Raw genomic sequence first — 25014 nt, forward strand, 5'->3', positions numbered from 1 at the left:
CTAATTCTTTCATAATAGTTTTTTCCAATAACTGGATAGCTGAATGGGCAATGGGCAGATTTTTGTCTCTCACTTTTTTTACTTGTTTGTATGTTTCTGGATAAAGATATTTGAAAGCCATATCTTCCAGTTCTCCCCCTAATTTTCCCATTTCTATTTTTTTCGCTAAAGGAGCATAAATTAAAAGAGTTTCTTGCGCTTTGCGTTTTTGTTTTTCAGCAGGAAAAACATCTAGTGTTTTGAGATTGTCTTTACGATCAAGCAAACGGATAAAAATTACCCTGATATCTTTAATAGAGCTTAAAATCAATTTTTGCAGACGCAAAATATTTTTTCTTTCATTTTCCGAGCCAGCGAAATTTAATCTTGCTTTGGTTTGAATTCTTCCAATAACTGAGACTCCATCTACTAAATTGGCTACCTCTTTGCCAAACTCTTGTTTTATTCTTTCTAAACTAATTTTGGTGTCTTCGCAGACATCATGCAAAAGCCCTGCAGCTATAACTTCTTTTTCCATCTTGTAATCAGCTAAATACTTAGCCACTCTTAGGGGATGATTAAAGTACAGTTCTCCTGAGGTTCTTTTCTGGTTTTGGTGTGCTTTTTGGGCAAACAGAAAAGCTTTTTTGACAAACCCCTTGTCTTTTTTAGACATGTAAGACAGCTTTTGCCAAAAAGAGGTCTTCATTTAATCTTTCAGATTCTTTGTTTACTTTTTCTTTTAAGATTAAGGGTAAGGTGCTTTTTATTTGAAGAAAGGGTTGTTTTTATCTTATCACCTTCTTTTATTTCCCCAAAAAGAAGCTTTTCTGAAACTCTATCTTCAATCTCCCGCATAATTAAACGCCTAATAGGTCTTGCTCCCAGATGGGGATCAAAACCTTTTTTCGCCAAAAAACGAAGAGTAGAACTATCTGCTTCCAAAAAGATTTTCTTTTGCTTTAGTCTTTGTTGAAGTTCTTTGAGTTGGATCTTTACTATCTCTTTAACATCTGCTACGGATAAAGGGTTAAAAATTATAATTTTATCTAAACGGTTTAAAAACTCTGGAGGAAAAAAACTTTTGACCTCCTTTATTATTTTCTTTTTGGCGCTTGTAAACCTTTTTAAAAAACCTTGTTTATCTCCTTGTTTTTGAACAAGACGGAAACCGATCTCTGCTTCCTGATTTAACTCCTTTACCCCTAAGTTAGAAGTCATAATAATCACTGTATTTTTAAAACTCACTTTGCGACCCTGAGCATCAGTAAGGTAGCCATCTTCTAAAACCTGAAGTAGCATATTAAAAACTTCTGAGTGGGCTTTTTCTATTTCGTCAAAAAGAATAACTGAATATGGTTTCCGCCTGACCTGTTCAGTCAGTTTACCACCTTCTTCATAACCAACATATCCGGGAGGTGCTCCTACTAAGCGGGAAACATTGTGTTTTTCCATAAACTCAGACATATCAATTTTTATTAGGGCGTCTTTAGAGCCAAAAAGAACTTCAGCCAACACTTTGGCTGTTTCGGTTTTGCCTACTCCTGTAGGACCCAAAAAGATAAAAGAACCAATAGGCCTGTCTTCTGCCCTGACACCAGCAGAGGAACGCTTTATGGCTCGCGCTACCTCATATATAGCTTGATCTTGACCAATTATTTTACTTTTCATTCTCTCCTCTAAACGTTGATATTTTTTCCTTTCTTCAATAGCCAACTCGCCTACAGGAATCCCTGTCCATTGAGAAACCACCACCGCAATATCTTTACGTGTTATTCGTCCCAATATCTTTTTGCTTGTTGCTCCTTTTTTGAAATCTTCGATCTCCTTCTTGAGTTTCTCTTCTTTATCTTTAAAGAGAGCTGCCTTTTCAAAATCCTGTCTGTTTACTGCTTTTTCTTTTTGTTTTACCACTTTTTCAAGCTGTTTTTCTAGGCGGGCAATTTTTCGTGAAGGGATATCGGTCTGCACTTTCACCCCTTTAGCTGAAGCTGCTTCGTCAATGAGATCAATGGCTTTATCTGGGAAAAAGCGATCATGGATGTACTTTTGGCTAAACTCTACCGCTGACTTAAGTGCGTCTTGGGTTATTTTTACCCGGTGAAACTTTTCATAGTAGTCTTTGATACCTTTAAGTATATCTAAAGTCTCAGCCGGAGTTGGCTCTCCTATTAAAACCGGCTGCAGTCTTCTTTCAAAAGCAGAATCCTTTTCAATGTGTTTCCGGTATTCGTCCAAAGTGGTTGCACCAATAAGACGAAGCTCACCTCTGGCTAAAGGCGGCTTAATAATGTTAGCCGCATCTATTGATCCTTCAGCTGCTCCTGCACCTACAACAGTGTGTATTTCGTCAATAAAGAGAATAACATCTTTATCTCTCTTTATCTCTTCAACGATTTTTTTAATCCTTTTTTCAAACTCTCCTCTGTATTTTGTACCTGCTACTAAAAGACCAAGATCAAGGGCTAACACTCTTTTATTAGCTAAGCTAAAAGGCACCTGCCCTAAAGTAATTTTTTGTGCCAGACCTTCAACAATAGCTGTTTTACCTACGCCCGGTTCGCCAATAAGCACAGGGTTGTTCTTTTTGCGGCGGTTTAAAATTTGGATTACTCTTTGGATCTCTTTTTCGCGGCCAATAACAGGATCTATTTCACCTTTTTTTGCTTTTTTTGTTAAATCAGTGGCAAACAGGTCTAAAGTCGGGGTTTTGGATTTTGTTTTTGCTCTTTTAGGTGATCCTTGAGAGAAAAAACTGGGAAAAGGAAAATCTAAAAAACCAAACTCACCTGAATCCAAAAAACCACCCCTTTCTTCTTCAGGGATATTAGTGTCTTTAAAATTCTTTTCTTCTTCTAATCTTTGAAACAACATTCTTTTTAATTTTTCTAAATCTACCCCTATTTTACGCAAGAGCAAATTAGCAGAAAACTGGCGGTTTTGTAATGTAGCTAAAAGTAAATGTATAGTAGATATTTCTCCTGAACGAGACTGAAAAGCCAAAGTAAAGCTCTGCTTTAAAATTTCTTTTATTTCCTGCGAAGGCAAACCTTTTTTCTCTTCTTTTTTGGGGCTAAATTGAAAAACACTATTTAAGGCTGACAAAGAAATGCCTAATTCATCCAAAACAACATAAGCTTTAGATTCTTTCATTGTCGCGATCGCTAAAAGTAAATGATTAGAACCCAATTGTTCTTTTAGTGAATGAGCAATCCTTTCAGATTTAAATAAAGCTTCTTTAGCTTCTTTAGAAAAACGAGAAGCAAAATCTTCCATAGCTTTACAAATATACCATCTTTGTCAAGCAAAAACAAGGTGTCTTGGAAGCAAAGTTTAAGTTTTCCACTTATTAACTTATTGGTTCGTAATTATCTGCTATAATAGAATAAATAACAAAACAAACTAAAAACACTATGCGAAGAGTTTTATTTCTTTTCTTATTATTAGGGTTAATCTTCTTTTTTTCTCCTTTGCCGACAAAAGCTGCTGTTGGCGAACTTGACCAAGCAAATGAAGTAGATGCTTCAGATAACTCTATTGCTATCCGCTCCCACCAAGAAATCTGCCAAACTTTCATCCCTACTCTTAATCGACTTAATCAAGTTGGTTTTTTTGTTGAAAAAGCCACCTTAGGCGAACTGATAAATGTAATTGTAAAAGATCTTACTGCTAATGAAACAATTACCACTACTACAGCCACTATTGATACAACTGATGGCTGGAATGTGGCTCCTTTTACAGCTAAAAAAGTTTATCCTGACCACCTGTATTCTCTTTGTTTAAACACAAACTCATTCACCACAGAATGGTCCTACAAAGACTACAATAGCTATACTAAAGGCAATGCTGTTATTGATTCTAGTGCAGATTTAAATAAAGATTTTGGCTTTTTGACATTTGGTTTTAACGAAAATGAAGAAAATCCTCCTGCTGATGAAAACCAAAACCAAAACACTAATAATACTCCTGACACATCAACTGAAAGTTCAGAAATATCCGCCCCTTCAAACTTTCAAGCTCAGGATGTGCCTAATGACCAAGGAAAAGCAATTAAACTCACCTGGCAAGCTCCTGACGGAGAGATAGACGGCTACAATATCTATCGCCGCCAATCATCAGATGAAGAGTTTAAAAAGATCGGTTCAACTAAAAACAATGTTTTGGTTTATATTGACGAAAGCGTCTCTCCTAATACAGAGTATGAATACCAAATTACTGCTTACAAGGGAGAAAAAGAGTCTTCTGCTTCCAGCACAGCCAAAGCTAAAGCTATTGACAACCTTGCTCCGCAAAAACCCAAAAGCTTAGAAGTAAAAGTCAACCAAGACGGCAATTTGCTTGAGCTCAGTTGGGAAGCAAATACAGAAGAAGATTTAGCCGCTTATATTCTCACCATAGAAAATAAAGAAGGAAAAATTCTGTTTTTAGAGGAAATTAACAAAGATAAAACTACCTACAAAACAGATAAACTTGATCTTTCTCAGGAATATGTTTTCAAATTACAGGCTAAAGACAGCTCAGGTAATGTATCTGGAGCCAATAAGTTTGAGTATCAGCCGGGCTTAAAATTAGCGCAGATTGAAGAAGAAAAACAAGCTGCAGACAATCGCCTAAAAACTTACTTAGGCATCATTTTTGCCTTGTTGGCAATTGCTGGCTCTGTTTCTATTGTAGTTTACAATCGCCGCAAAAAAAGAAAAAACAAAATAGAGATAAAAACTAAGTAAGCATTATGGTGCCCCCAAAGTTTTTTACTGATCCAAGTCCAGAGGAAAACAAAAGCAAAGAAGAGTTAAGCTTTGCAGAAAGACCAGAAACAGCTCCATTTCCCGGAATGCTTCCTTATGACTTTGTAGAAATTAACCCTCGCACTCCTCCTGAAGAAGTTGATTATGACTTGGGTATTGAGATAACTGAACCAAAACTTCTAAAAGAAGGGGTGCCAAATTTGGACCACCATGGTCCAGGCACTGATACAGAAACTCCTTCTGCTTGCGAACAGGCATTAAATGCAGAACTCCCACCTGAAAAAGCAAAAATAGCTACTGTGCGCCTAGATCCAGACTCCTTAACTGCAATGGCTGTTTTGGCGATCAGGAAAAAAGGAGACGAAGTTTTGCTTAACCGTGAATTAGTGCATTTAGTAAGCCGCCTAGATCGTTTAGGACTTCGGGAACTACAAAATATTACTGATACTGATGAAGAAATTTACTTAGCTCTTTCCTCAATTGCTTTTGACAGAGACATGGATACAGATAAAAAAGTTGAGCTGGCTGTAGATATTTTACAAGGAAGATATGATCCAAAAGAAGTGAAACAAAGAGCAGAAAAAGTAAAAGAGGAAAAACAAAAAGCGCGAGAAGCAAGTGAAATAATGGAAATCGTTCCCCAAAAATTAGTAGTAGTTATCTCTAAAGATCGTTTTGCTACCCAGTTAGGTTATGAATATGCTCCTGTAGTGATTGCCTTTAATCCAGAAATGCCTGTTTTAGGGCGGGGGGAAGATGGCAAATTGTCTCCCACAGGCGAAACTTATAAAAAATTTACTGTTTGCAAATACGATGAACACGTGCCAGCTGATCTAGAAGGCGCTTTAAAAGAACTTCAACAAGCAGAAGAAAACAAAGCTAAAGAACAAAGCCTTGAACTAAAAGGAAACTGGGGTGGAAGAAACACTATTTTTGGTTCGCCTCAAAACAGGAGTTCACTTTTAAGTTTGGGAGAAGTAATAGATATCGTTAAAAAACACCTTTCTTAAATCTATAATTATTCTTTTTCTTCTTTTTTGGCTTTGCTTTTTTCTTCCTCTGCTTCTTTCTCTTTCTTTTTTTCTTCAGCTTCCTTATCTTTTTTCTTGTTCTTTTTTGCTTTTTCTTTATCCTGTAAAGCAAAAACATCGATTTCATAACCGGTTAATTTGGAAGCTAAACGCACATTTCTCCCTTGTTTGCCAATAGCCAAGGAAAGCTGATCCGGCTCAACCAAAACCTCTGCCTGTTTTTTCTTTTTATCAACCTTAATCTCCTTAACTTTAGCTGGAGATAAGGCATTGGTAATGAACTTTTTGGGATCTTTGTCCCAAAGAATAATATCTATCTTTTCCTCACCGCCAATTTCATTAAGAACTGTTTGTACTCTGGTGCCTCGTTGACCTACGCAAGAACCAACTGGATCCACGCTCTCTTCAGAGGCTTTAACCGCTATTTTGGTTCTAAAGCCAGCTTCCCGGACAACCTTTTTAATCTGAACTACACCTGAAGAAATTTCAGGCACTTCTGTCCTGAATAAAGCCTCTACTAAATACTCTGAGGCTCTGGAAACTATAATTGAGGGTCCTTTTTGAGTTATCTCCACTGATAAAACCACTACTCTTATTCTTTTACCCGGATAATACTCTTCAGTAGGATTTTGCTCTTGGGGCGGCAAGAGAGCAATAGCTTTACCAAGATCTACTAATACATTTTTGCCTTCTACCTGTTGAACTACACTATAAATAACTTTACCTACTTTATCTTTATACTCATTGTAAGCTTCTGATTTTTCTACCTCACGAATCTTTTGGATAATCACCTGCTTGGCTGTCTGGGCGGCAATACGGCCAAATCTATCCTTATAAGGCAAAACCTTCTTGATTTCATCACCAATTTTGGCGTCTTTTTTGATTTTTTTTGCCTCTTTAAGATCAATCTGCCTTTCAGGAAATTTCACTTCATCTACCACTTCAAAAACTTGGTAAAATTTTGGTTTTAGAGTCTTTTGGTCTAACTCTACCTCTGCTTTGGCTTCTCCAGAAAGATACTCTTTGCGATAAGCAGCTGCTAAGGCTGCTTCCACCACTTCAAAAACCCTATCTTCAGGCAAATCTCTTTCAGCACAAATTTGCTTGATAGCGGCTAAAAACTCAGATGTTTCAATTTTAACCATAGCTGATTTTACTTTTAAAAATGGCTGGCTTGCGCCAACCTCTGTTTTAAGATATCAGAGAACTAAAAAGTTGTCAAATAAAAATATAAACCCTAAATTTTTTAAGCTGAATCTTTAAACACTAGCCAAGGAAAAACAAAAACAGCAATCCAGATTCGCTTAAGGCGTTTTTTAGGTTCAAGTATCAATCGCCAAAACCACTCTAATCCTAAACTGCGCATAATCTTTGGTGCCCTTCTAATTTTGCCGGCTACAAAATCAAAAGTCCCCCCTACGCCGATTGCTACCAAAGGTTTAGGCAAGTTTTTGAGGTTATAAGCGATCCATTTCTCTTGCTTGGGAGAGCCAAAAGCAACAAACAGCAGTTGGGGTTGAGTGATTTGGATTTTTTTAACTAGGTGGGGAGTTTTTAATTTCTCAATCACCCCTCCGCTAGTTGCTTCTACAACCTTCAATTGCGGAAACCTAATTTTTATTTTTTGAGCAGTGAGTTTAGCCACCCCTCGTCCTCCCCCCAAAAGAAAAACTCGCCATTTTTTTCTTTCTGCTAAAGTCAAAAGATCCCAAAAAATATCTGAACCAGATATTTTTTCTGGGAAAACATTAAAAATCTTCTGCCAAAAGGGAACCAAAATTAAAGAAAATAAGAACCAAAACATCCGCCTAAAATGTCCCAAATAACCCCTTGCCTTCCTCGTTTTTTCTTTAAAATATCCGGCCCAAAGAACCCCTACTCCATCGGGAACATTAAAGGTTTGTTGTAAAATTTTAAAAAACTCCCTGTCTTTTTGGGCTTCTACTAAAAATTCAGGATTTACTGTGGATGCCTGCAGTTGCTGGTTTTGAGAGATAGTGAATCTTACCTTTTTAAGGAAATTTTTTTTAGAAACCTTAAAAACAGGTACTTTTAAAATACTCATTTTATTTTTAATCTTTGCTTTCACTTCTTCTTTTCCTGATTTATCTGTCTTTTTCATAACCTAATTTTTATATTCCAACATTCTTAAGAACATTGGAATGTTTTTGTACTGACTACTTTTTCTTTTTTATCAGTTTTTTAATTTTTTGTTTTTGGTTAATTTTCACAATTTTTAAAAGACGCTTTTTAAAATGGGAAAAATCAAATTTTTCTGCTTGCTGACGCAGAACTTGAGGCGAAAAACTCTCTTTTCTGCTTAAAAACTCATCAATTGCTTTTATTAATGCTTTTTCTGTTTGTTCATTAAAAAACACACCTGTCTGCTCTGTAATTGTTTCTAAAACCCCGCCTTTATTATAAGCAATAACAGGCGTTCCTGAGGCTAGTGCTTCAAGAGGAACCAAGCCAAAATCCTCTATTTGAGGAAAGATCACTGCCAGAGCCTGAGCATAAAGTTTTCTCAACTCTTTTTCAGAAACAAAACCTAAAAATTCGATGTTTTTGGCGCCCTGAGCCATTTTTTTAAGCCTTTTTAGCTCCTGCCCTTTACCAACAATTTTGAGTTTTAGATTTTTATTTTTAAAAGCCCTGACTACTAAATCAACTTTTTTATAAGGAGATAGACGGGATACCACTAAAAAATAATCCTTTTTACAAATTCCCACTTTATACTTTTTTACCCTGATAGAAGGATACAAAACATTGGCTTTTCTCTGGTAGTATTTTTCTATCCGCTTTTTAATATTTTTTGAATTAGCCAAAACTACATCTGGTCTTTGTGCCGCCAAATAATCCCAACGCCTTTGAAAACAAAAAATAGTTCGCAGTAAAGCCAATGAGAATCTCTTTGAGGTGTGTTCTTTTAAATAGGGGTGAGTATAGTCCCAAAGATAGCGTGTAGGTGAGTGAATATAACTTAAATGCAGAGTGTGGGTAGAAGTCAAGGTCCCCTTAGCATAAGAGTTGCAGTTAGAAATCACTAAATCGTAATTGTCTAAATTAAAACTCTCCACTGCATAAGGCGCCCAAAGTCTTACCAAAGGAGTAAAAAACTGAACTTTTTTAAGATTGGAAACAAAAAGGCGGTGCCTTAAAAGACGTTTTTGCACCCATACAGGCAATTTTTTGGAAGAATAAGTTAAAACATAAAGGTCAGCTTGGGGAAAAACGTCTAAAATATCCATTAGCACCCTTTCTGCTCCTCCAAAAGCAGTCAGATATTCATGGACTACTGCAACTCTCATTGCTCTATGTTAGTTTGTGCCCAAGCTAAACTCAAACCTAAATAAATAGCTAAGACACCATCAGCTAAAGTATGTAAAAAGAAAGAGCTGACCAACAAGGAAAGAAAAAGACAAAACACTGCTTTAGTTTTTAAGCTTTGTTTCTGCCAAAATTCCCAAAGCAAAACTAAAACTGGTAAAAGAAAGAAAACCAACCCCAACCATCCTGTTTCCAACCCGATCTGCAAATAGTAGTTTTCAGATATAAAAGCATTTTTTAGCCACTGGGAAGCCGGTCCTACTTTGCCTAAACCAATACCCCAAGGTGTTGACAAAAAACTATGCCAAGCATCCCTTAAAGAAACCCAATGCCAAGCAGAAGAAGAAGGACGGATAAATATCTCATAAAAACGTGCCTTAAAAACATAAGCCAATACGGCTAAAACACCAATACCAAAGCCTAAAATACCTGCTTTTAATTTAATGTTAGTCCGAGCAATCAAAAAAACAAACAAAGACAAACCAATTATTCCCCCTAGCCAAGCTGATCGGGAAAAAGTAAGGCCCAAAACCAACAAGGAAAGAGAAGCCGCCACCCAATTAAGATATTTGGACCTTGTCCCACCTCCCAAAGCTAAAAACAGAACTATCAGACAAAAACTTGCTAATTGATTAGGTCCAGCAAAAAATGACTGTACCCGCGCAATATTAGAATTCCCTAACCAATGAATAGCTGGCAAAGGCAAAGAAGCGTCAAAGTTTGACATTGCTTCACGAATGTACCCAAATTGACAAAGGAAATCTTTAGGCAAAACAAAAAACTGCAACACGGCAAAAGCAAAAACCAAAATAGCGGTAATAAAAATGGTTTTTACACCTCGTTCCTTTTCCGCAGGGAAAAAAGTGAAAAAAAGACGAAAAACAAAGTAGTAAAAGTAAAAGAAAAAATTATAACGCAAACCAAAAAGAGCCTCCCTAAAAGAAGAATGGTGAGCAAAAGCTATCACCAAAAGAAAAATAAGATAGGCGCCTATCAATACATCTGATAAAAGAAATTTTACTTTTTTGCCCCTAAAAAGCCAATACCAAAGAAGAGAAAAAAAGATACCCAAAACCAACCCCTCTTTGAGTAAACGAACAGGCTCCATATCTTGGGAGCTGACTCCTAATAAAAAACCGAGATAGGTTATTAAAAAAGCATAAAAAGGAATAAATATTAAAAGCAAATAGAAGGCTTGACGACGAAAGAGGAAACCGAAAACAACACTTAATCCTAAAACACTCCAGCTAATTACTTGCCACATCTCTTTTTTTATTTAAGCCACAAGACTTTTTCCTTAAAATCATCTAAACGTTCTAAAGCCATCAAAGTTCCTTTAGCTACTGAATAAAGAGGATTTTCAGCTACCTGACAAGGAATCCCGGTAATTTTTGAAAGCAGCTCGTCTGCTCGTCTCAACATTGATCCTCCCCCAGTCATCACCATACCTTTGTCAATAACATCAGCAGACAACTCTGGAGGGGTTTTTTGTAAAACTGATTTTACTGTTTGAATTATTTGCTGCCAAACTTCTTCTACAGCAGCAGCCACATCGTTTGATCCTACCACAATAGTTTCTGGCAAATTAGAAACAGCATTTGATCCTGATATCTCCATTGTTTTTTCTTTGCGTAAAGGAAGGGCGGCCCCAATTTTCATCTTCATTCTCTCTGCAGTTTTAGGCCCAATAATCAACTTATATTTCTTTCTAACATAGTTAACAATAGCTTCATCTATCTTTTCTCCCCCAATTCTCACACTTTCTGCCACCACAATATCACCTAAAGAAATAACCGCTACTTCAGTTGTGCCACCCCCAATATCAATAATAAGGTGACCCGAAGGTACACCTATGGGAATTTCAGCACCTAAAGCTGCGGCTACCGGTTCCTTAATAACATAAGCCTGTTTCGCGCCCGCTGAAATAGCCGCATCAATTACTGCCCGCCTTTCAGTAGAGGTGATCCCGGCCGGAACAGCAATCATCACTTCAGGCCTAACAAAAGAGAAAAAACCGGCAATTTTATCAAAAAAATAACGCAACATCCCTTCAGTAGTCTTATAACTAGCTATAACACCATCTCTAATAGGGTTAACAGCTATGATAGATTCAGGGGTTTTGCCCAACATATCTTCAGCTGCCTTACCTACTGCTAAAATCTTTTCCGTATCCGCTGAAACCGCTACCACAGAGGGTTCATTAATAACTACGCCTTTCCCCGGGACAGCAATTAAAGTGCTCCAAGTTCCTAAGTCAATAGCCAAGCGTTTAGCAATCATTTTCTTTCTTATTTTTTCTTCCTGCTTTCACCAACAAAACCTTACAGCTAAAATAACTCAAAAACAAACTCTTTGCAATCTTGTCGGATAATATATTTTAACTTATAATTAACCTTGCTTTAATGAGTGATCACGAAACTGCCAAAAATTCTTTTTTAAAAAAACTCCTCTTGTTTTGGATTGTTTTTGTTCTGCTTGCTTCAGTTTTAGGCACATTGCTAGTGCTCTATTCTCTTGGTTATAGATATGACTTTAAAAATAAAAAAATAGTTTTAGTTAGCGTGGCTTATATCAACTCCAGACCCCAAGGAGCAGAAATTTATTTGGAAGGAAAAAAGATAGGAGAAACAAAATTAACTCTTCCTGGCATTACCCCGGGAAATTATCATTTCTCCCTAAAAAAAGATGAGTTTTACGAGTGGTCAGCCAACATCAATATAGAGCCGTATTCTCTAATTGAGATTTCACCAGCGCTTTTTTACCAGAAACCTGAAACAACCACTTCAGTAAAATTTGACAAGCTTTTGGCTACTAAAAAAAGCAAGATCCTTTATCAAAAGAAAAACGCTATTTTTCTGCAGGATATAAACTCTGAAGCAACAGCTGAGAAAATCACTTTTTTAAAAGGTAATAAGGTTGTTTTCTCGTCCTCCTCTGACTATTTGGTAAATGAAACAGAAAAAGAGTGGATCATGTTTAATGGCAGCAAAAAAAGCATCATCTCTAAACCAAAGACAACAATTAAAAAATGGTTAATCTCCAATAAAGGAGAAATTTATTTCTTAAACCAAAAAAACGAGCTCTGGTTGGCAAAAGAACAAAAAACAGAAAAACTTTATTCAGATATTAAAGATTTTGACCTTAAACAAAATAAACTTTGGGTTATAACAAAAAAAGGAAAGTTTTTGCTTAAAGGCTTAACCACAGAAGCATTAGCAGAAAAAACCCTTTCTGTTACCAATGATTCTCTAGCCCCAATAGAGATAGCTTCTTTATCTTTTTGTAATTTTGAAAACATCTCCCAAACTGTATGTTTGTATAATCAGAAAGGCTATTTTGTTCTGCAAAACAAAAAACTTTATTGGTTGGGAAAGGATATAAAAAGTTTAACTGAAAAAGATAATTTGCTTGCTTGGCTTAATGCTGAAGGAGATATTTATATTTTTAAAAATGAACAAACCCAATTTATCAATCGCTATTTTGATGCCCCGCTTCAGATTAACTTTTTCTCTCCCGAACACTTAATTCTTCAGTATGCTCACTCAATCAAGATATTAGAGCTAGAGACTAAGCAGGAATTTAAAGTTTTTTCCAACTCCCAAAAAATTGTCCAAACAGAAGCCAGCAGTGAGAAAGAGATATTAATCATTACCAATAACTCTGCCATTAAAAGCAAAATTACCGAGGCTAGTTCTCTATGGCAAAAAGTTTTGCAAACTTTTAGAAAATAGGAGGCAAAAGATCAGGAGTGGGTCTAAGTTCGGGTTGGGGTTTGGGTTTTTCTTTTTCTAAAGAAGGCGAAATCTGTTTAGCTCTAACAATCAAACGTTTAAGATTTGTACCTACAGGCACGCAAGTCATTAAAGTAAGCGCTGGATAAGATAATTTGTCCATTACCCACGTATCTTTGGGCCAAACTACTAATTTTTCTGTTGTCTCATAAGTATAAAGCCTGTTTTGAAAAGTGAGGTAAATCTGATCTTTAATATCTATATTGGGCAAAAGAGCAAAAATAGTCTTATATTTTCCTTTTGACCACCAATAATAGGAAGAGTGACCAGTAATAAAAATATTGCCATCAGTTCCCGGCAAGCCGGTTCCAGCCAAATGCACAACCCCATTTTCTAAAGCAGAAAGAGCGTTTGCCTCTTCCACTTCCCAAATTACAGGGGCTTTTATACCTAATTTAGGGATATAAAGAAAGTTATTCTCCAATTGAATCTCGTTGTTGTCTGATCTATCTTTTTCCAATCTTTGAATTTCTTCTGGAGATTTCTGAGGACTTAGTATATAACCTAAATTATTCTGCAGATTTACTGGCATAACCTGATAACTTTCAGGCCAAGGTTTGTTTTGGAATTTGGAAATATACCAATACCTGACTTTATGAAAAAGCGCTGGAGCATTAACAACCAGATAAACAAAAATAAAAACAAGAACAAAAATAAAAACGATTTTAAAAAAACTAAATTTAGGCCACTTCATTGTTTATAGTGTAGCGAAAAGAAGAATAAGAAAAAAGAGGCTTGCTTTATAAACTTAAAACTAACCAGAAATTCCCATCTCTTTCTTTGTCTTTTCAAAACACTTTCGGCAAACCGGGCGATACTTATAAGTTCCGTTTTCAGGAACAATAGAAGGCAAACCGCTAAAAATTGGCTTTTTACCTTTTAATATTTGGGTAAAAACAGCTTCCGGTTTTTTGCAAATTTCGCAAACAGATTTTTTCAGTTTTATTTCACTAGGCCCCAATTCCAAAAGTTTTTGCACTACTGGAAAGAGGCGACCGCGGTAATCTTTGTCTAAACCAGAAACCCAAACTTTTATCCCTGAATTTAACATCTCTGCAACCGCTGCCACTCCTCTGGGAGAAAACATATGAACCTCATCAACCCCTACTACTTCTAAATTTCGGGCGCAGGCATCTTTATGAATATCAAAAAAACTCTTAACTTTTTTAGCTTTTAATAAAACTCCGTTGCGGGATTGAACTGCAAAATCTCTTACATTTTTAGCTGACTGGTATAAGCCAAAACGCACCTTGCTGTAGCGAAGCGGAGCAAAATAACTAATCAACTCATAAGACTTCCCGCTTTTCATTGGCCCGAGAATAAGGATTAGCTCTGACACAACAAAGATAATTATAACAAAAACTCAATATCTACATTTTTTAAATAAAAAAAGGGGGGGATTTACCCCCCTTTCGCTACTACTCCCAGTAAGAGGTAGAACACTCCCATTATCCCCATTAAAGGGGATAATGGGGAAGAAAGAAATAGAGGTAAAAGTATGCCTATCACTCCCAACAACATTAATATAATCCTCATCTGTTTCACCCCTTTTCAAAGAACTTTCAAAGAACTTTTTGATTATATCAAATTAATACTATTTTGTCAATATTAATGAGCATTGAAAAAAATTTGAATCTAATATTTTCTCAAAATTACCTCGCAAAAACGACTTCTTCTTCCTTTAACTCTTCAAAAAGCACTACTGCACAAAAAGGGTGCACTACGGATAGTGTGGAGACCTGTTATTCTTTATCTTGTTTGCTGTACCTTTAGCCAGCAAAACTCGTGAAAGTGAAATACCCTGGTGGGCGGTAGAGGATTTGAACCTCTAACCTTCTGCGCGTGAAGCAGACGCTCTACCATTGAGCTAACCGCCCCTCTTTTTTATTTCTAGGCTTCTCACTTCTAATAGGCATTACTCTTAATGCCCGGGGAGGGAGTCGAACCCTCACGGGCGCAAGGCCCTCACGATTTTGAGTCGTGCGCGTCTACCAATTCCGCCACCCGGGCAAATTAATACAACCTCCTATATTTTTAGCATCTTTTACTGCTTTTTTCCAGTATTAATCACGCAAAACCCTAAAAGGATAAACGCTTAAATCAATAATCTTAGAAGGTTTTGTTCTGTTCAGTTCCCCTACATCTATAAACAGATCAGGCCAAAGGCTTTTTGGACGATATTTTAGATAATTTTTAAATTCTGATAAAGAGTAAGCTGGAGAACCACCAGAAATATTAGCACTGGTAGTAGTAAAAGGAAAACCTAATTTTTCAGCTAAAAGCTGGCAGAATCTATTATCAGGATAACGAAAACCTAATTTTTGGTCTTTTAAAACAAATTTTATCTCCTTACAATATTTAGGTTTAATTTTAACTATAAAAGTATATGGCCCAGGCAAGTGTTCTAAAACAAACTCTTTGCGTTCTTTATTAAGATTATCTATGCGTTTAAAAATCCACTTTAAAGAAGGAACAATTACAGAAAAAGGCTTAGTTTCCCCTCTCCCCTTAAACCTCTTTAAATAACTAATGGCTTTGTCTGAATTAGCCTTTGTTCCCAAACCATAACAAGTATCTGTAGGATAAACCAAAACCCCGCCTCTTTTTAAAATCTCTACTGCTCTAACAATAATATCTTTAAAGTTTTTTGAGCTAAGTTTTGGATCAAATTTCAAAACTTCCATTTCCTTATATTAACCCAACTTCCTAATACCACAACTATTGACAATATAAAAAAATTTAGTATTGTAAAAAAGGCGAACATGACCTCGTCATGTTTGCCAGCCGCCCGGACAAGGCCTGGTTCCTTCCCTTTGCTCGGGCGGCACTCCTCTCTCCTGTCGGTGTCTCCCCATTTCCGTAATAGCCGGCGGCATAAAAGGGAGAAAACCGGCAGGAGCGATAATCCCCCGAGTTTAATCACTCGGGGGTTTCTTTTAAAGAAACTATTGACAAAATTTAAAACTTTGCTTAAATAAAAACATACCCTCCAATCCACATCCCATCCACGCCCATGGCAAGCAGGGAGGGATTTCCCGTCCTGCTTGCCAGCCATCACCATCCCCAAGTATAGTTTCTTGGGGGTTTCTTTTTGGCAACCTATTTAAAATAGCTCTTAAATACTTTCCAATTCAAAAGAAAATGAAAAACAATCAAAGCAAGGAAAAAGAGGCTAAAATAAAGGTGTAAAAACTCCCACTGATATTTAGTTAAATTCCAAAACAAAACCAATCCAGATCTTTTACCTGAAGGCAAAAACAGCCATAAAATTACCCCTGACCAAAAACTAACTAACCCGGAAAGCAGCATGCCAACATCTAATATTAATTTAACGATTTTTATTTTCATAAGATTTTAAAAATTATTTTTTATGTTGTCATTATAAACCAATAGCTTTTCTAAACAAACTTTATTAGCTATCTTCCTTGTTTCTATCTTTTAGCCACCACAAACTAAAAGCAATACTAATTACCACCGCTAAAGCAATAAAAACAAAAGCCAACCAATAAGTAGCTTCTCTGTTTTCACTACTCGGCTCTTCTAACAAGCTACCTATTTTTTGACTAGTGTCGTCTTGACTTTGTTGCTGAGTGCTAAAATCTGAGTTTCCAGCTAACCCTTCTGTTTCGGACCCTGACAAATTACTACTTTCAGCGCTGCCTTGTTGATTACCGCTGTTTTCTATTTCTTTTTCGTTATCATCTCTTGCTGATGGCTGACTTGTTTGTCTGGGAGTCAAAAAACTTAGATCATTAATTGACTCTTTAAAAGCTATTTCTGAGTTCTCTTTTGAGTTAGTCCGAGAGTCTGATTGGAAACCTGAATCACTAGCAACATCTTTTTTCTGATTGTTATTTTCTGTATTATTTGGGGGGGAATAAGGGGATTCTTTTACTGGCGAAGGCAAAATTATTTCTGGATTAAGCATCTTGTTGACTAATAAGATCTTATCTTTGATATAAGTCCTGACTTCTTGGTGAAAAGAATCAGGCAATTCCCAAGGATGCTCTCCATTAGCAGCATAGAAAAAATACACTGACATTTTTTCCTTTAGCTCTTCTGCCAGTTCTCTATACTGCGCTAAATCTTTACCCCTTAAATCATTTAACAAATCTTTATATTTTTTCAAATAACGATAGTCATCTATCCCTTCTCTAAATGCCTCCCATTGCAAAGTCAAAACCGGTCCCTGAGAAGAAGGATATAAAGAATTGATATTTTTTCTCGGTGCATCAAAATCGTCATACTGCTTTGCCCCTTGTTTGTTGCGGTAATAAGATTGAACTCCATAGGCTGCTATCCCATCTAAACTGCTGTTATACAAAAAGAAACCTGTTTTTATGCGATTAACCACAGTATTTTCTCCCCAAATTTGATAGTAGTAATACTCTTTATCAGCCGTTTTTGTTGCTTCCCCCTGCTTTAACTTTTGCAAATAAGTCGCAAAACTTTGATACTTATCTTCTCCATAACGGTTGCAACCTGAAGATTCTCCTGCTGAAGCCCCGTAAATATTTAAATCAAGCTTTTGGGGTGCTGAAATCCCTTCTTCAGTTAAATCCTGATAAATTGGGAAGCTTGGATCAAGCATAGCCTCTACACATTCTCTTTTTATTGCTGTAGTTGCTTTCTCACCCACATCATGGATTAATTTAAGCCGAGATAAATGAGCTTTCATTCTCTCCTTAGATTGCTGGGGTTCATCATAGGTATAAAAATAAGGCACAAAACCATTATGGCGAACTATCTGAGCAATTTGACGGATATCGTCTATTTCAAGAGAACCAATTTTGATCTGAATAAAAGATCCCTTAAATCCCTTTTTTTTCATTAAATCAGTAACCAACTCCGCTGAGTTAGCATCATAGGAAATGATACTAGTTAAACCAGACTCTTTAAATACGTCTAAATACTTTGAATAAAGTTCTGGGCTTAATTTCCTTTCCCCACCTTCACCTATCTGTTGATTAAAGTAAACCAAAAAATCTTTATCCGGTTCAGGCAAAATAAAAGGCAAAACTGTCAATTTAAGTTGAAAAAACCTCTCCTCACCCTTTTGGGGCACAAACTTTACAGTACCAACATAGGTGCCAGCGTTAGTGTCTTGGGGCACTTTAATTCTCAAATAAAAAGTATGGGAGTGGTTAGCCTTGATATTGACACGAAAATCAGGATTAAGACTCGGCGGCTGGTATTCCCCGTTTACCCACCCCGGCTCAGCAGAGATTAAATCCTGTTCATTATCTTTAAGTAAAAGCTCTGGTACCTCTGCAGCTTGGGGATCTGTGTCGCAATGTTTATTATCACCTTTACACTGAAGCCAAAGCTTAATGTTATACAACTCTACGTTATCTTTACTAATACGGCCCTTGCCATACAAAGAATCTAAATCTGTAATCTCTATACGGCTTTCACCTAAATGATAGTTTGAACGAATAGAAAAAGTTAATGGCTCAATCTCACCCTTAGCAGCAAAAATAGAGAGCTCACCCCCTGGAGGGATAATTTCACTTTCTTCTGGCTTTGTCTCAGATAAAACATAATTAAATGAAGATTTAGAAAAAATAACATATCCAGAAGGAGTAGTTAAATCAGCAAAAATATCAGGCTTAAGGTAATAAATAAAAACAAAAGAAGTGACCAAAACTATAAGCAAAAAAACAACGAAGAAAATTTTCTTCTTTGTTAATAAAAACATCTCTACTGTCATTATAGCAGACAAAAAGGATAAAACTTATAAAATAAATTTTGCTAAAAAAATTTAGGCCCTGGCCGGACTCGAACCGGCAACGCCCACCTTAGGACGGTGGCGCTCTAGCCAATTGAGCTACAGGGCCATTATCTGGACCCAGCGGGATTTGAACCCGCAACCTCCGCTATGCGACAGCGGCGCTCTACCAATTGAGCTATGGGCCCCTCTTTTTTATCTCCAACCTAAAGTAAAAGTAAGCAGGATTTTTAAAAACCAACTCTCTTAAAGTCTAATACTTCTCGCACCTCACTTGGAAATAGGCTCTTGGATGACTGCAAGAAGGACAAACTAAAGGCGGCTGTTTACCAATATGTCTGTAGCCGCACTCCCGACAAACCCATTCCACTGGCCGTTTTTTTCTAAAAATTGACTTATTTTTAAATTCTTTAAGCAATCTTTTGTAGCGGTCCTCATGATGCTTTTCCGCTTCAGCAATAGCTCGTAAACGTTTAGCTATCTCCTTCAAGCCCTCCTTTTCAGCCACTTTGGCAAAATCTGGATACATTTTGCTGTATTCATAGTGTTCGCCAGAAATAGCTGCCTCTAAATTATCTTGGGTTTTGCCTAAAACAGTAGGCACTTCAGTAGGAACTTCTAAAACAACGTCTTTTTTTATTTTGCACTGTCTTTTTAACTCATTAATTAATTTGAACATCCAAGATGCATGTTCTTTTTCCTGCTCTGCAGTTTCAGCGAACACTCCGGCAATCTGTTCATAACCTTCTTCTTTAGCAATTTTAGAATAGCGGAAATAACGATTCCGAGCCTGCGATTCGCCGACAAAAGCAACAGCCAAATTTTTAATTGTTTCCTTCATAGTTTTAATTAATTTTTATTTTTTCCCTTGCTTTATTTTTGTCTTCTCTTATAAATTCTAAAACAATACCACCTTTTTATCAATAAAAACACTCCAAAAACATTCTTACATTTTTGAGAACATCAGAATAAAAAATATAAGATATTAGAGACAAGATTTGACAAAAAGTCTTCTCTGTTCTAGTATTTTAAACCTGACTATTTTAGTCATAATTAAACCTCTAAATAAACCAAAAATAATGCTCAAACTTTCTACTCAACTCCGCTATGGCTTGAGAGCTTTAGTATATTTAGCTTCCAAAAAAACATTTTGTTCCACTAAAGAAATCGCTGAAAGCGAAGGAATACCCCAAGCCTATTTGGAAAAAATACTCCTCAAATTAAAAAATCACGGGTTAGTCAAAGCCAAAAGAGGCAAATTTGGAGGCTTTAAAATCAAAACAAAAACCTTAAATATGCCTCTTAATAAAATTATTGAGGCTTTAGAACAAAAATCAGTGCGACTTCCTTGTGAAAATGTTTTCTGTCAAAAAGAGAAAAAATGCCTCTCAAGAAAAATCTGGCTAAAAGTAAAATCAGAAATTCTACACTCCCTTTCTCAAACTACTCTTAAAAAACTTCTTTCAAGTTAAAATTATTTATGAAAAATAAAATTTATCTTGATTACGCTGCCACCACTCCAACAGACAAAAAAGTACTCAAAAAAATTCTTCCTTATTTCACTGAAAATTTCGGCAACACTTCTTCTTTGCACCAACAAGGGGTTTCTGCCCGAAGAGCCTTAGAAGAAGCCCGCCAAACTATTGCCTTATTCTTAAAAGCAAAGCCTAACGAAATTATTTTTACCAGTTCAGCCACTGAAAGCAATAATCTTGCTCTTAAAGGTGTGGCTTTAGCCAATAAAGAAAAAGGACAGCGAATTCTTATCTCTGCCATAGAGCATGACTCTGTTCAGCAAGCTGCCTTTTGGCTTAAAAAACAAGGTTTTGCTGTAGAAGAAATACCTGTAGACAAAGAGGGATTTATAAAATTAGACAAACTTGAAAAAATGATTCAACCTGACACAATTTTAGTGTCAGTTATCCACGGCAATAACGAAATCGGGAGTATTCAGAAAATAAAAACAATTGCCAAAATCTGCCGCAAGTACAAAATATTGTTCCACACTGATGCGGCTCAATCCTTTGGCAGAATCCCTCTCAGCACTAAACAAGGTTTTGATCTGCTCACCGCCTCTTCTCACAAAGTCTACGGGCCAAAAGGGGCTGGCTTACTTTACGTTAAGCAGGGAGTAAAAATTGAGCCTCTGCTCCATGGTGGAGGACATGAGTTTGGCTTAAGAGCTTCTACAGTTAATGTAACGGCAATTGTGGGTTTTGCTGAAGCAATCAAAATCTGCCAAAAAACACAAAAAGAAGAACTCAAAAGAATCTCTCAGCTAAGGGATAAACTTATTGAGAAGATCCTTAAGAATATTCGCGGATCACATCTCACTGGGCCAAAAAAGAACCGACTTCCTCATATAGCCAGCTTTTATTTTGACCATATAGAAGGAGAATCTTTAATTATGATGCTAGACCAATACGGCATCGCCGCTTCTACAGGCTCTGCTTGTTCTAGCAAAAATCTTAAACCCTCTTCAGTACTTTTAGCTTGCGGGCTCAGCCCTGTTCAGGCTCATGGCTCACTACGACTCAGTCTAGGGAGACAAAATTCAGAAGAAGACATTAAATACACAGTCAGTGTCCTTAAGAAAATAGTTCAAAAACTAAGAAAGATTTCACCTTATGCCTAAAAAGAAAAAAATCACCTCAAATCAGTTTTACTCGGATAAAATTTTAAAATTCCTCAAAAAACCAAAACACATTGGCAAAATCAAAAACGCTGACGGAAAAGCCCAAGTAGGAAATCCAATTTGCGGGGACGTTATGTATCTTTATCTCAAAATAAAAAAAACCAAAAAAGGCGAAGAGATTATTAAAGATATAAAAGTGCAAACTTACGGCTGTGTAGCCGCCATTGCTACTTCAAGTGCCATAGCTGAGATTGCCAAAGGAAAAACCCTAAAACAAGCAATTAAAATCTCAACCCAAGACATTATTGATCAGACTGGCTCCCTGCCTTTAAACAAACTTCACTGCTCTTTCTTGGCCCTAGATGCATTAAGCGAAGCAATTTATAATTATTTAGAAAAAAGCAAAAAGCCTATTCCTCGTGCCTTACAACGCAAACATCTTATTATCCAAGAAAAACAAAAGAGTTTGGCTCAAAAATACAAACAATAGCTTAAATAATTTTCTATGATTAAACAAAAAGGAAAAATTGTTGTCGGAATGTCAGGCGGTATTGACTCTGCTATGAGTCTGATATTGCTCAAAGAACAAGGGTGGGAACCAATTGGAGTCTCCTTAAAACTTCCTGTTTGGCAAAACAAAGCAAATCTGTTAAGAGAAAACATCTGTTGCACTAAAGAATCTCTCAAAATCACAGCTGAAATCTGTGAAAAAATCAAGGCTCCTTTTTATATTTTGGACACCAAAAAAGAATTCCAAAAACAGGTAATAAAATACTTTGTTTCTGAACTAAAAGCTGGGCGAACACCTAACCCCTGTATAATCTGTAACCCTGTTTTTAAATTTAAACAACTTTTTGCGTTCGCTAAAAAAATGGGAATTAAATATGTAGCCACTGGTCATTACGCAAGAATAAAATTCAACAAGCGCTTAAAAAGATACCAACTACTTAAGGCTAAGGACAAAACAAAGGACCAAACTTATACTTTAAGTTTTCTGCCAGCTGAATGGTTAAAATATACTGTTTTTCCTCTAGGAAACTACCTTAAAAAAGAAGTCTTTGTCTTAGCTAAAAGCAAAGGATTAAACAAGGTTCTTAAAAAACCCCAGAGTCAGGATTTTTGTTTTGTGGCACAAAAATCTCTGGGAGAATTTATAAAAAAAGAAATCAAGCCTAAACCAGGATTTATTGTAGACGAAAAAGGAAAGAAATTGGGTAAGCACAAGGGGCTAACTCTCTATACTATAGGCCAAAGACAAGGACTAGGGCTTTCAGGTGGACCTTTTTATGTTAAAGAAAAAGATATGAGTAATAACAATTTAGTGGTCACTAAAAATAAAAAATCGCTCTATTCAAAGATTGCTTGGCTTTCTCCTTTCAATTTTGTCAGCATTCCTTCACCTTCGAAAAAAATAAAGGTTGAGGTAAAAACTCGATATACCCAGCCTTTAGCTGAAGCTTTACTTTATCCTGAAAAAAACAAAAAACTAAAAATTGAATTTATTAAACCTCAAAGGGCTGTAACTCCGGGCCAGTTCGCTGTTTTTTATCAGGATAATATTTGTTTAGGCGGAGGGAGAATTATAAAATCCTCCTAAGGTTTAAAAACAGATCTTAATTTTTACCAATGAATTTCATTTTCTGGCCAGCCAAAACAGGCAAGATATGATTTTGGCCAAAAAAGAAAACGTTCTACTAAAATTTTTGCTTCTGGAAAAAGCAAGCGCATTTCTGAGAATTTAAGCAACCGTATTGAGTTGATAATCTCTTCTGCTTCTTTTAAAGAAGAACTTTTTGAAAATCTTCCTAACGAAAAATTGGAAACTAAGATTTTCTGAATCCTTTTAGGCAAAAACTGAAATCCAGGAAGTAAAAAGTGAGGCTCTAAAGGGAACCAATAAGAAGGCACTTGAATAAAATATCTTTTGCCTACACGACGGATCTCATTAGCAACCTTTTTTTGATCTGAAAAACTTCCTATGTGTTCCAAAGTAGCATTAGAAAAAACTACATCAAACTCCTTGTCTTTAAAGCAACTCAAATCTCTTGCATCCCCCTCTATTGTTGAAAAATTCGGCAAAGTGCTTGGCTGCGAAAAAGGATTAAACAGAACAACTTCCACCCCCTTTTGGGATTTAAATCTCATATCTTCCCAAAAACGCTGAGTTCCTCCTATATCTAAAATACGCAAAGGAAGATCAAGTTGAGAAACGAGCCGCAAAAAAAGATTAAAACGCCTCTGGCGAAATCTTTTACCTACACTATCAACCATAGGAAATAAAAGACGCTAAAACGCTACTTAATTAAAATTAAAGAAATTAACGAAACTTAAAACTCCTCTTTAAATACTGCCATTCAGAATCACTGATGCCAAAACTCTGCCCCTTTATATCAGCTGTTACTCTCTGCAAAACAACGTAGCTATCCGGCTGACCAGAAACAGCAAAATAAGCAAAAGAATTGTGATTATAATCACTTGGTTTTGAACTCTCGGCTAATACAGAGATTAAAGCGATATCTAAAGTTTGCTCACCCACCTTTTGGCTTTTTAGTCCCCAGGATTGGGAATCTGGATAAAGTTTACCGCAACCCATATTTACTCCCACTTCTTCCCACTCTTTTTTGCTTAAAAACTGGAAATTAATCTCCTTGCCTTTAATTTCAATACAGCCGGAAATAGTCTTCCAATCTTTCTTAGCTTGAAAAGGCCAATAGTATATACCTATTCCAATAGCCAAACCCAAAATAACCAGTCCCAACACCCACAATACTAACTTGGAATGAAAAATGCCTAAAGGAATTTTTGTCGTCATATTTATACTTATTTTACCTTTTTATTTTATCACAGCTTTTAATCTTCAAAAATGGCTACTGCCTTATTTGATCTTTGGCAAAATTTTATTCCAATATTCTTAAGAACGTTGGAATTTAATTATTAAGTTAAGTAAAGTATTTCGTCCTCAAAATAGACAACAGCTATTTAGGTAAAAATCTAAAACGTCCTTGAAGAAGAAGGCGTTTTATTTTAAAATTACCGAGACAAAAGATTTGAAGCCGATGTAGCTCAGGGGTAGAGCGCACCCTTGGTAAGGGTGAGGTCACGGGTTCAAATCCCGTCATCGGCTAAAAGCAAAAAACTCTAAATTTTAAACTTTTCTGCCCCCTTAGCTCAATTGGCTAGAGCGCGTGGCTTCGGACCACGAGGCTGGGGGTTCGAGTCCCTCAGGGGGCAAAAACTAAAAAATGCGGGTGTAGTTCAACGGTAGAACGTGGGCCTTCCAAGCCCAAGACGGGGGTTCAATTCCCCCCACCCGCAAATTCAAAAACGGGGTGTGGCGCAACTGGATAGCGCACCGGCTTTGGGAGCCGGGGGTTGCGGGTTCGAGTCCCGCCACCCCGACCAGATGCAACTTTGCGAGTTTTCAGACGAGAAGGAAGGCTCGCTCCGCTCACTGCGGGACAGGCAAAGCCCGCAAAAATTCCTTTTTCTTTTAATGGGCGCGCGCAGAAAATTCTTTTAATTAAGGAAACAATTTTTCGGGCTTTGCTTCCTTGCTGACGCAAGGACGAGCCGCTTCCCACCCCCAGTCCGCCTTCGGCGGACAGAGCAGGCGGGCAAAAAAGAAAAAACTGATTTTTTAAAAAGTTTGACAAGGCAATCTTGAAATATCAAAAACGAGAAAGAAGATTTGGGAGATAGAATCTAAAAAAAGAAAAAACGAAAGGAGCCTTTTTAGACCTCGTTGAGGCACAAAAACAAAAACCCAACACCTAAC

The 25014-nt window shown here is 36.7% G+C and carries 22 protein-coding genes and 8 tRNA genes; 11 read left to right on the forward strand and 19 right to left on the reverse strand.

Features of this window, described 5'->3' with window-relative positions; all coding sequences use genetic code 11:
* Nucleotides 1-688 (reverse strand): HD domain-containing protein (locus J7K05_01855; GenBank protein ID MCD6194921.1); only part of this gene is annotated, 688 nt, incomplete at its 3' end.
* A gap of 8 nt (nt 689-696) precedes the next feature.
* On the reverse strand, nt 697-3255 hold the full coding sequence (locus J7K05_01860) for an ATP-dependent Clp protease ATP-binding subunit (protein MCD6194922.1): 2559 nt from the start codon (nt 3253-3255) through the stop codon (nt 697-699).
* A 137-nt stretch (nt 3256-3392) separates the two neighbouring features.
* Between J7K05_01860 and J7K05_01865 the strand changes: the two genes are divergently transcribed.
* Together J7K05_01865 and J7K05_01870 are read left to right on the forward strand one after the other, a co-directional pair.
* Complete coding sequence (locus J7K05_01865; GenBank protein MCD6194923.1) at nt 3393-4706, forward strand: fibronectin type III domain-containing protein; 1314 nt, start codon at nt 3393-3395, stop codon at nt 4704-4706.
* Between the two features lie 5 nt (nt 4707-4711).
* On the forward strand, nt 4712-5737 hold the full coding sequence (locus tag J7K05_01870) for a hypothetical protein (protein MCD6194924.1): 1026 nt from the start codon (nt 4712-4714) through the stop codon (nt 5735-5737).
* Between the two features lie 8 nt (nt 5738-5745).
* Here the strand turns inward: J7K05_01870 and nusA are convergent, their stop codons facing one another.
* The 5 genes from nusA to J7K05_01895 all read right to left on the reverse strand — a co-directional run bounded on the left by nusA (nt 5746) and on the right by J7K05_01895 (nt 11365).
* Nucleotides 5746-6903 carry a transcription termination/antitermination protein NusA gene (gene nusA / locus J7K05_01875; GenBank protein ID MCD6194925.1) on the reverse strand — a complete coding sequence of 386 codons (1158 nt, stop codon included), beginning with the start codon at nt 6901-6903 and terminating at the stop codon, nt 5746-5748.
* 101 nt (nt 6904-7004) lie between these two features.
* Nucleotides 7005-7880: a WecB/TagA/CpsF family glycosyltransferase gene (locus tag J7K05_01880; protein MCD6194926.1), complete on the reverse strand. Its 876-nt coding sequence runs from the start codon at nt 7878-7880 to the stop codon at nt 7005-7007.
* A 55-nt stretch (nt 7881-7935) separates the two neighbouring features.
* Entirely contained in the window at nt 7936-9066 is a 1131-nt protein-coding gene (locus tag J7K05_01885) for a glycosyltransferase (GenBank protein MCD6194927.1), read from the reverse strand.
* Nucleotides 9063-10349 (reverse strand): O-antigen ligase family protein, encoded by a 1287-nt coding sequence (locus J7K05_01890; protein MCD6194928.1) that lies wholly within the window; start codon nt 10347-10349, stop codon nt 9063-9065. The genes J7K05_01885 and J7K05_01890 overlap by 4 nt, the downstream gene beginning before the upstream one ends.
* A gap of 8 nt (nt 10350-10357) precedes the next feature.
* Complete coding sequence (locus J7K05_01895; GenBank protein MCD6194929.1) at nt 10358-11365, reverse strand: rod shape-determining protein; 1008 nt, start codon at nt 11363-11365, stop codon at nt 10358-10360.
* A gap of 122 nt (nt 11366-11487) precedes the next feature.
* Between J7K05_01895 and J7K05_01900 the strand changes: the two genes are divergently transcribed.
* Nucleotides 11488-12816, forward strand: a complete 1329-nt coding sequence (locus tag J7K05_01900) for a PEGA domain-containing protein (protein ID MCD6194930.1) — start codon at nt 11488-11490, stop codon at nt 12814-12816.
* Here the strand turns inward: J7K05_01900 and J7K05_01905 are convergent.
* From J7K05_01905 to J7K05_01950, 10 genes are all read right to left on the reverse strand, one after another.
* Nucleotides 12806-13570 carry a sortase gene (locus J7K05_01905; protein ID MCD6194931.1) on the reverse strand — a complete coding sequence of 255 codons (765 nt, stop codon included), beginning with the start codon at nt 13568-13570 and terminating at the stop codon, nt 12806-12808. The two genes, J7K05_01900 and J7K05_01905, sit on opposite strands and share 11 nt — an antisense overlap.
* 60 nt (nt 13571-13630) lie before the next feature.
* Nucleotides 13631-14185, reverse strand: coding sequence for a thymidine kinase (locus tag J7K05_01910; protein ID MCD6194932.1), 555 nt, complete (start codon nt 14183-14185; stop codon nt 13631-13633).
* A gap of 493 nt (nt 14186-14678) precedes the next feature.
* Nucleotides 14679-14753, reverse strand: a tRNA-Val gene (locus tag J7K05_01915).
* A 48-nt stretch (nt 14754-14801) separates the two neighbouring features.
* A tRNA-Leu gene (locus J7K05_01920) sits at nt 14802-14886 on the reverse strand.
* Between the two features lie 53 nt (nt 14887-14939).
* On the reverse strand, nt 14940-15560 hold the full coding sequence (locus J7K05_01925) for a threonylcarbamoyl-AMP synthase (protein ID MCD6194933.1): 621 nt from the start codon (nt 15558-15560) through the stop codon (nt 14940-14942).
* 415 nt (nt 15561-15975) lie between these two features.
* Entirely contained in the window at nt 15976-16224 is a 249-nt protein-coding gene (locus J7K05_01930; GenBank protein MCD6194934.1) for a DUF4405 domain-containing protein, read from the reverse strand.
* Between the two features lie 64 nt (nt 16225-16288).
* The gene (locus J7K05_01935; GenBank protein ID MCD6194935.1) at nt 16289-18574 is read right to left on the reverse strand and encodes a DUF4091 domain-containing protein; all 2286 of its coding nucleotides are present in this window, start codon (nt 18572-18574) and stop codon (nt 16289-16291) included.
* 65 nt (nt 18575-18639) lie between these two features.
* A tRNA-Arg gene (locus J7K05_01940) sits at nt 18640-18713 on the reverse strand.
* A 6-nt stretch (nt 18714-18719) separates the two neighbouring features.
* Nucleotides 18720-18792, reverse strand: a tRNA-Ala gene (locus tag J7K05_01945).
* 65 nt (nt 18793-18857) lie between these two features.
* Nucleotides 18858-19445, reverse strand: coding sequence for a rubrerythrin family protein (locus J7K05_01950; GenBank protein ID MCD6194936.1), 588 nt, complete (start codon nt 19443-19445; stop codon nt 18858-18860).
* A 238-nt stretch (nt 19446-19683) separates the two neighbouring features.
* Between J7K05_01950 and J7K05_01955 the strand changes: the two genes are divergently transcribed.
* From J7K05_01955 to mnmA, 4 genes are read left to right on the forward strand one after another with little or no spacing between them, the layout of a single operon-like run.
* The gene (locus J7K05_01955; GenBank protein ID MCD6194937.1) at nt 19684-20076 is read left to right on the forward strand and encodes an Rrf2 family transcriptional regulator; all 393 of its coding nucleotides are present in this window, start codon (nt 19684-19686) and stop codon (nt 20074-20076) included.
* 8 nt (nt 20077-20084) lie between these two features.
* Entirely contained in the window at nt 20085-21239 is a 1155-nt protein-coding gene (locus J7K05_01960) for a cysteine desulfurase (GenBank protein ID MCD6194938.1), read from the forward strand.
* Nucleotides 21232-21729, forward strand: coding sequence for an iron-sulfur cluster assembly scaffold protein (locus J7K05_01965; protein ID MCD6194939.1), 498 nt, complete (start codon nt 21232-21234; stop codon nt 21727-21729). Before J7K05_01960 ends, J7K05_01965 begins: the two co-directional genes overlap by 8 nt.
* A gap of 15 nt (nt 21730-21744) precedes the next feature.
* A complete protein-coding gene (mnmA, locus tag J7K05_01970) occupies nt 21745-22836 on the forward strand; it encodes a tRNA 2-thiouridine(34) synthase MnmA (protein MCD6194940.1) in 1092 nt (363 codons plus the stop codon).
* Nucleotides 22837-22859: 23 nt separating this feature from the next.
* Here the strand turns inward: mnmA and J7K05_01975 are convergent, their stop codons facing one another.
* Nucleotides 22860-23510 carry a class I SAM-dependent methyltransferase gene (locus tag J7K05_01975; GenBank protein MCD6194941.1) on the reverse strand — a complete coding sequence of 217 codons (651 nt, stop codon included), beginning with the start codon at nt 23508-23510 and terminating at the stop codon, nt 22860-22862.
* A 46-nt stretch (nt 23511-23556) separates the two neighbouring features.
* Entirely contained in the window at nt 23557-24051 is a 495-nt protein-coding gene (locus J7K05_01980) for a hypothetical protein (GenBank protein ID MCD6194942.1), read from the reverse strand.
* Nucleotides 24052-24291: 240 nt separating this feature from the next.
* On the opposite strand from J7K05_01980, the gene J7K05_01985 reads away from it, so the two are divergent.
* From J7K05_01985 to J7K05_02000, 4 genes are all read left to right on the forward strand, one after another.
* Nucleotides 24292-24363: transfer RNA gene (locus tag J7K05_01985), tRNA-Thr, on the forward strand.
* A gap of 33 nt (nt 24364-24396) precedes the next feature.
* Nucleotides 24397-24470: transfer RNA gene (locus J7K05_01990), tRNA-Arg, on the forward strand.
* A gap of 13 nt (nt 24471-24483) precedes the next feature.
* Nucleotides 24484-24554 (forward strand) — tRNA-Gly (locus tag J7K05_01995).
* A 10-nt stretch (nt 24555-24564) separates the two neighbouring features.
* Nucleotides 24565-24641: transfer RNA gene (locus J7K05_02000), tRNA-Pro, on the forward strand.
* The last annotated feature ends 373 nt before the right edge of the window (nt 24642-25014 follow it).

It is taken from the genome of bacterium (genome assembly GCA_021157605.1).
GTDB lineage: Bacteria > Patescibacteriota > UBA1384 > JAGGWG01 > JAGGWG01 > JAGGWG01.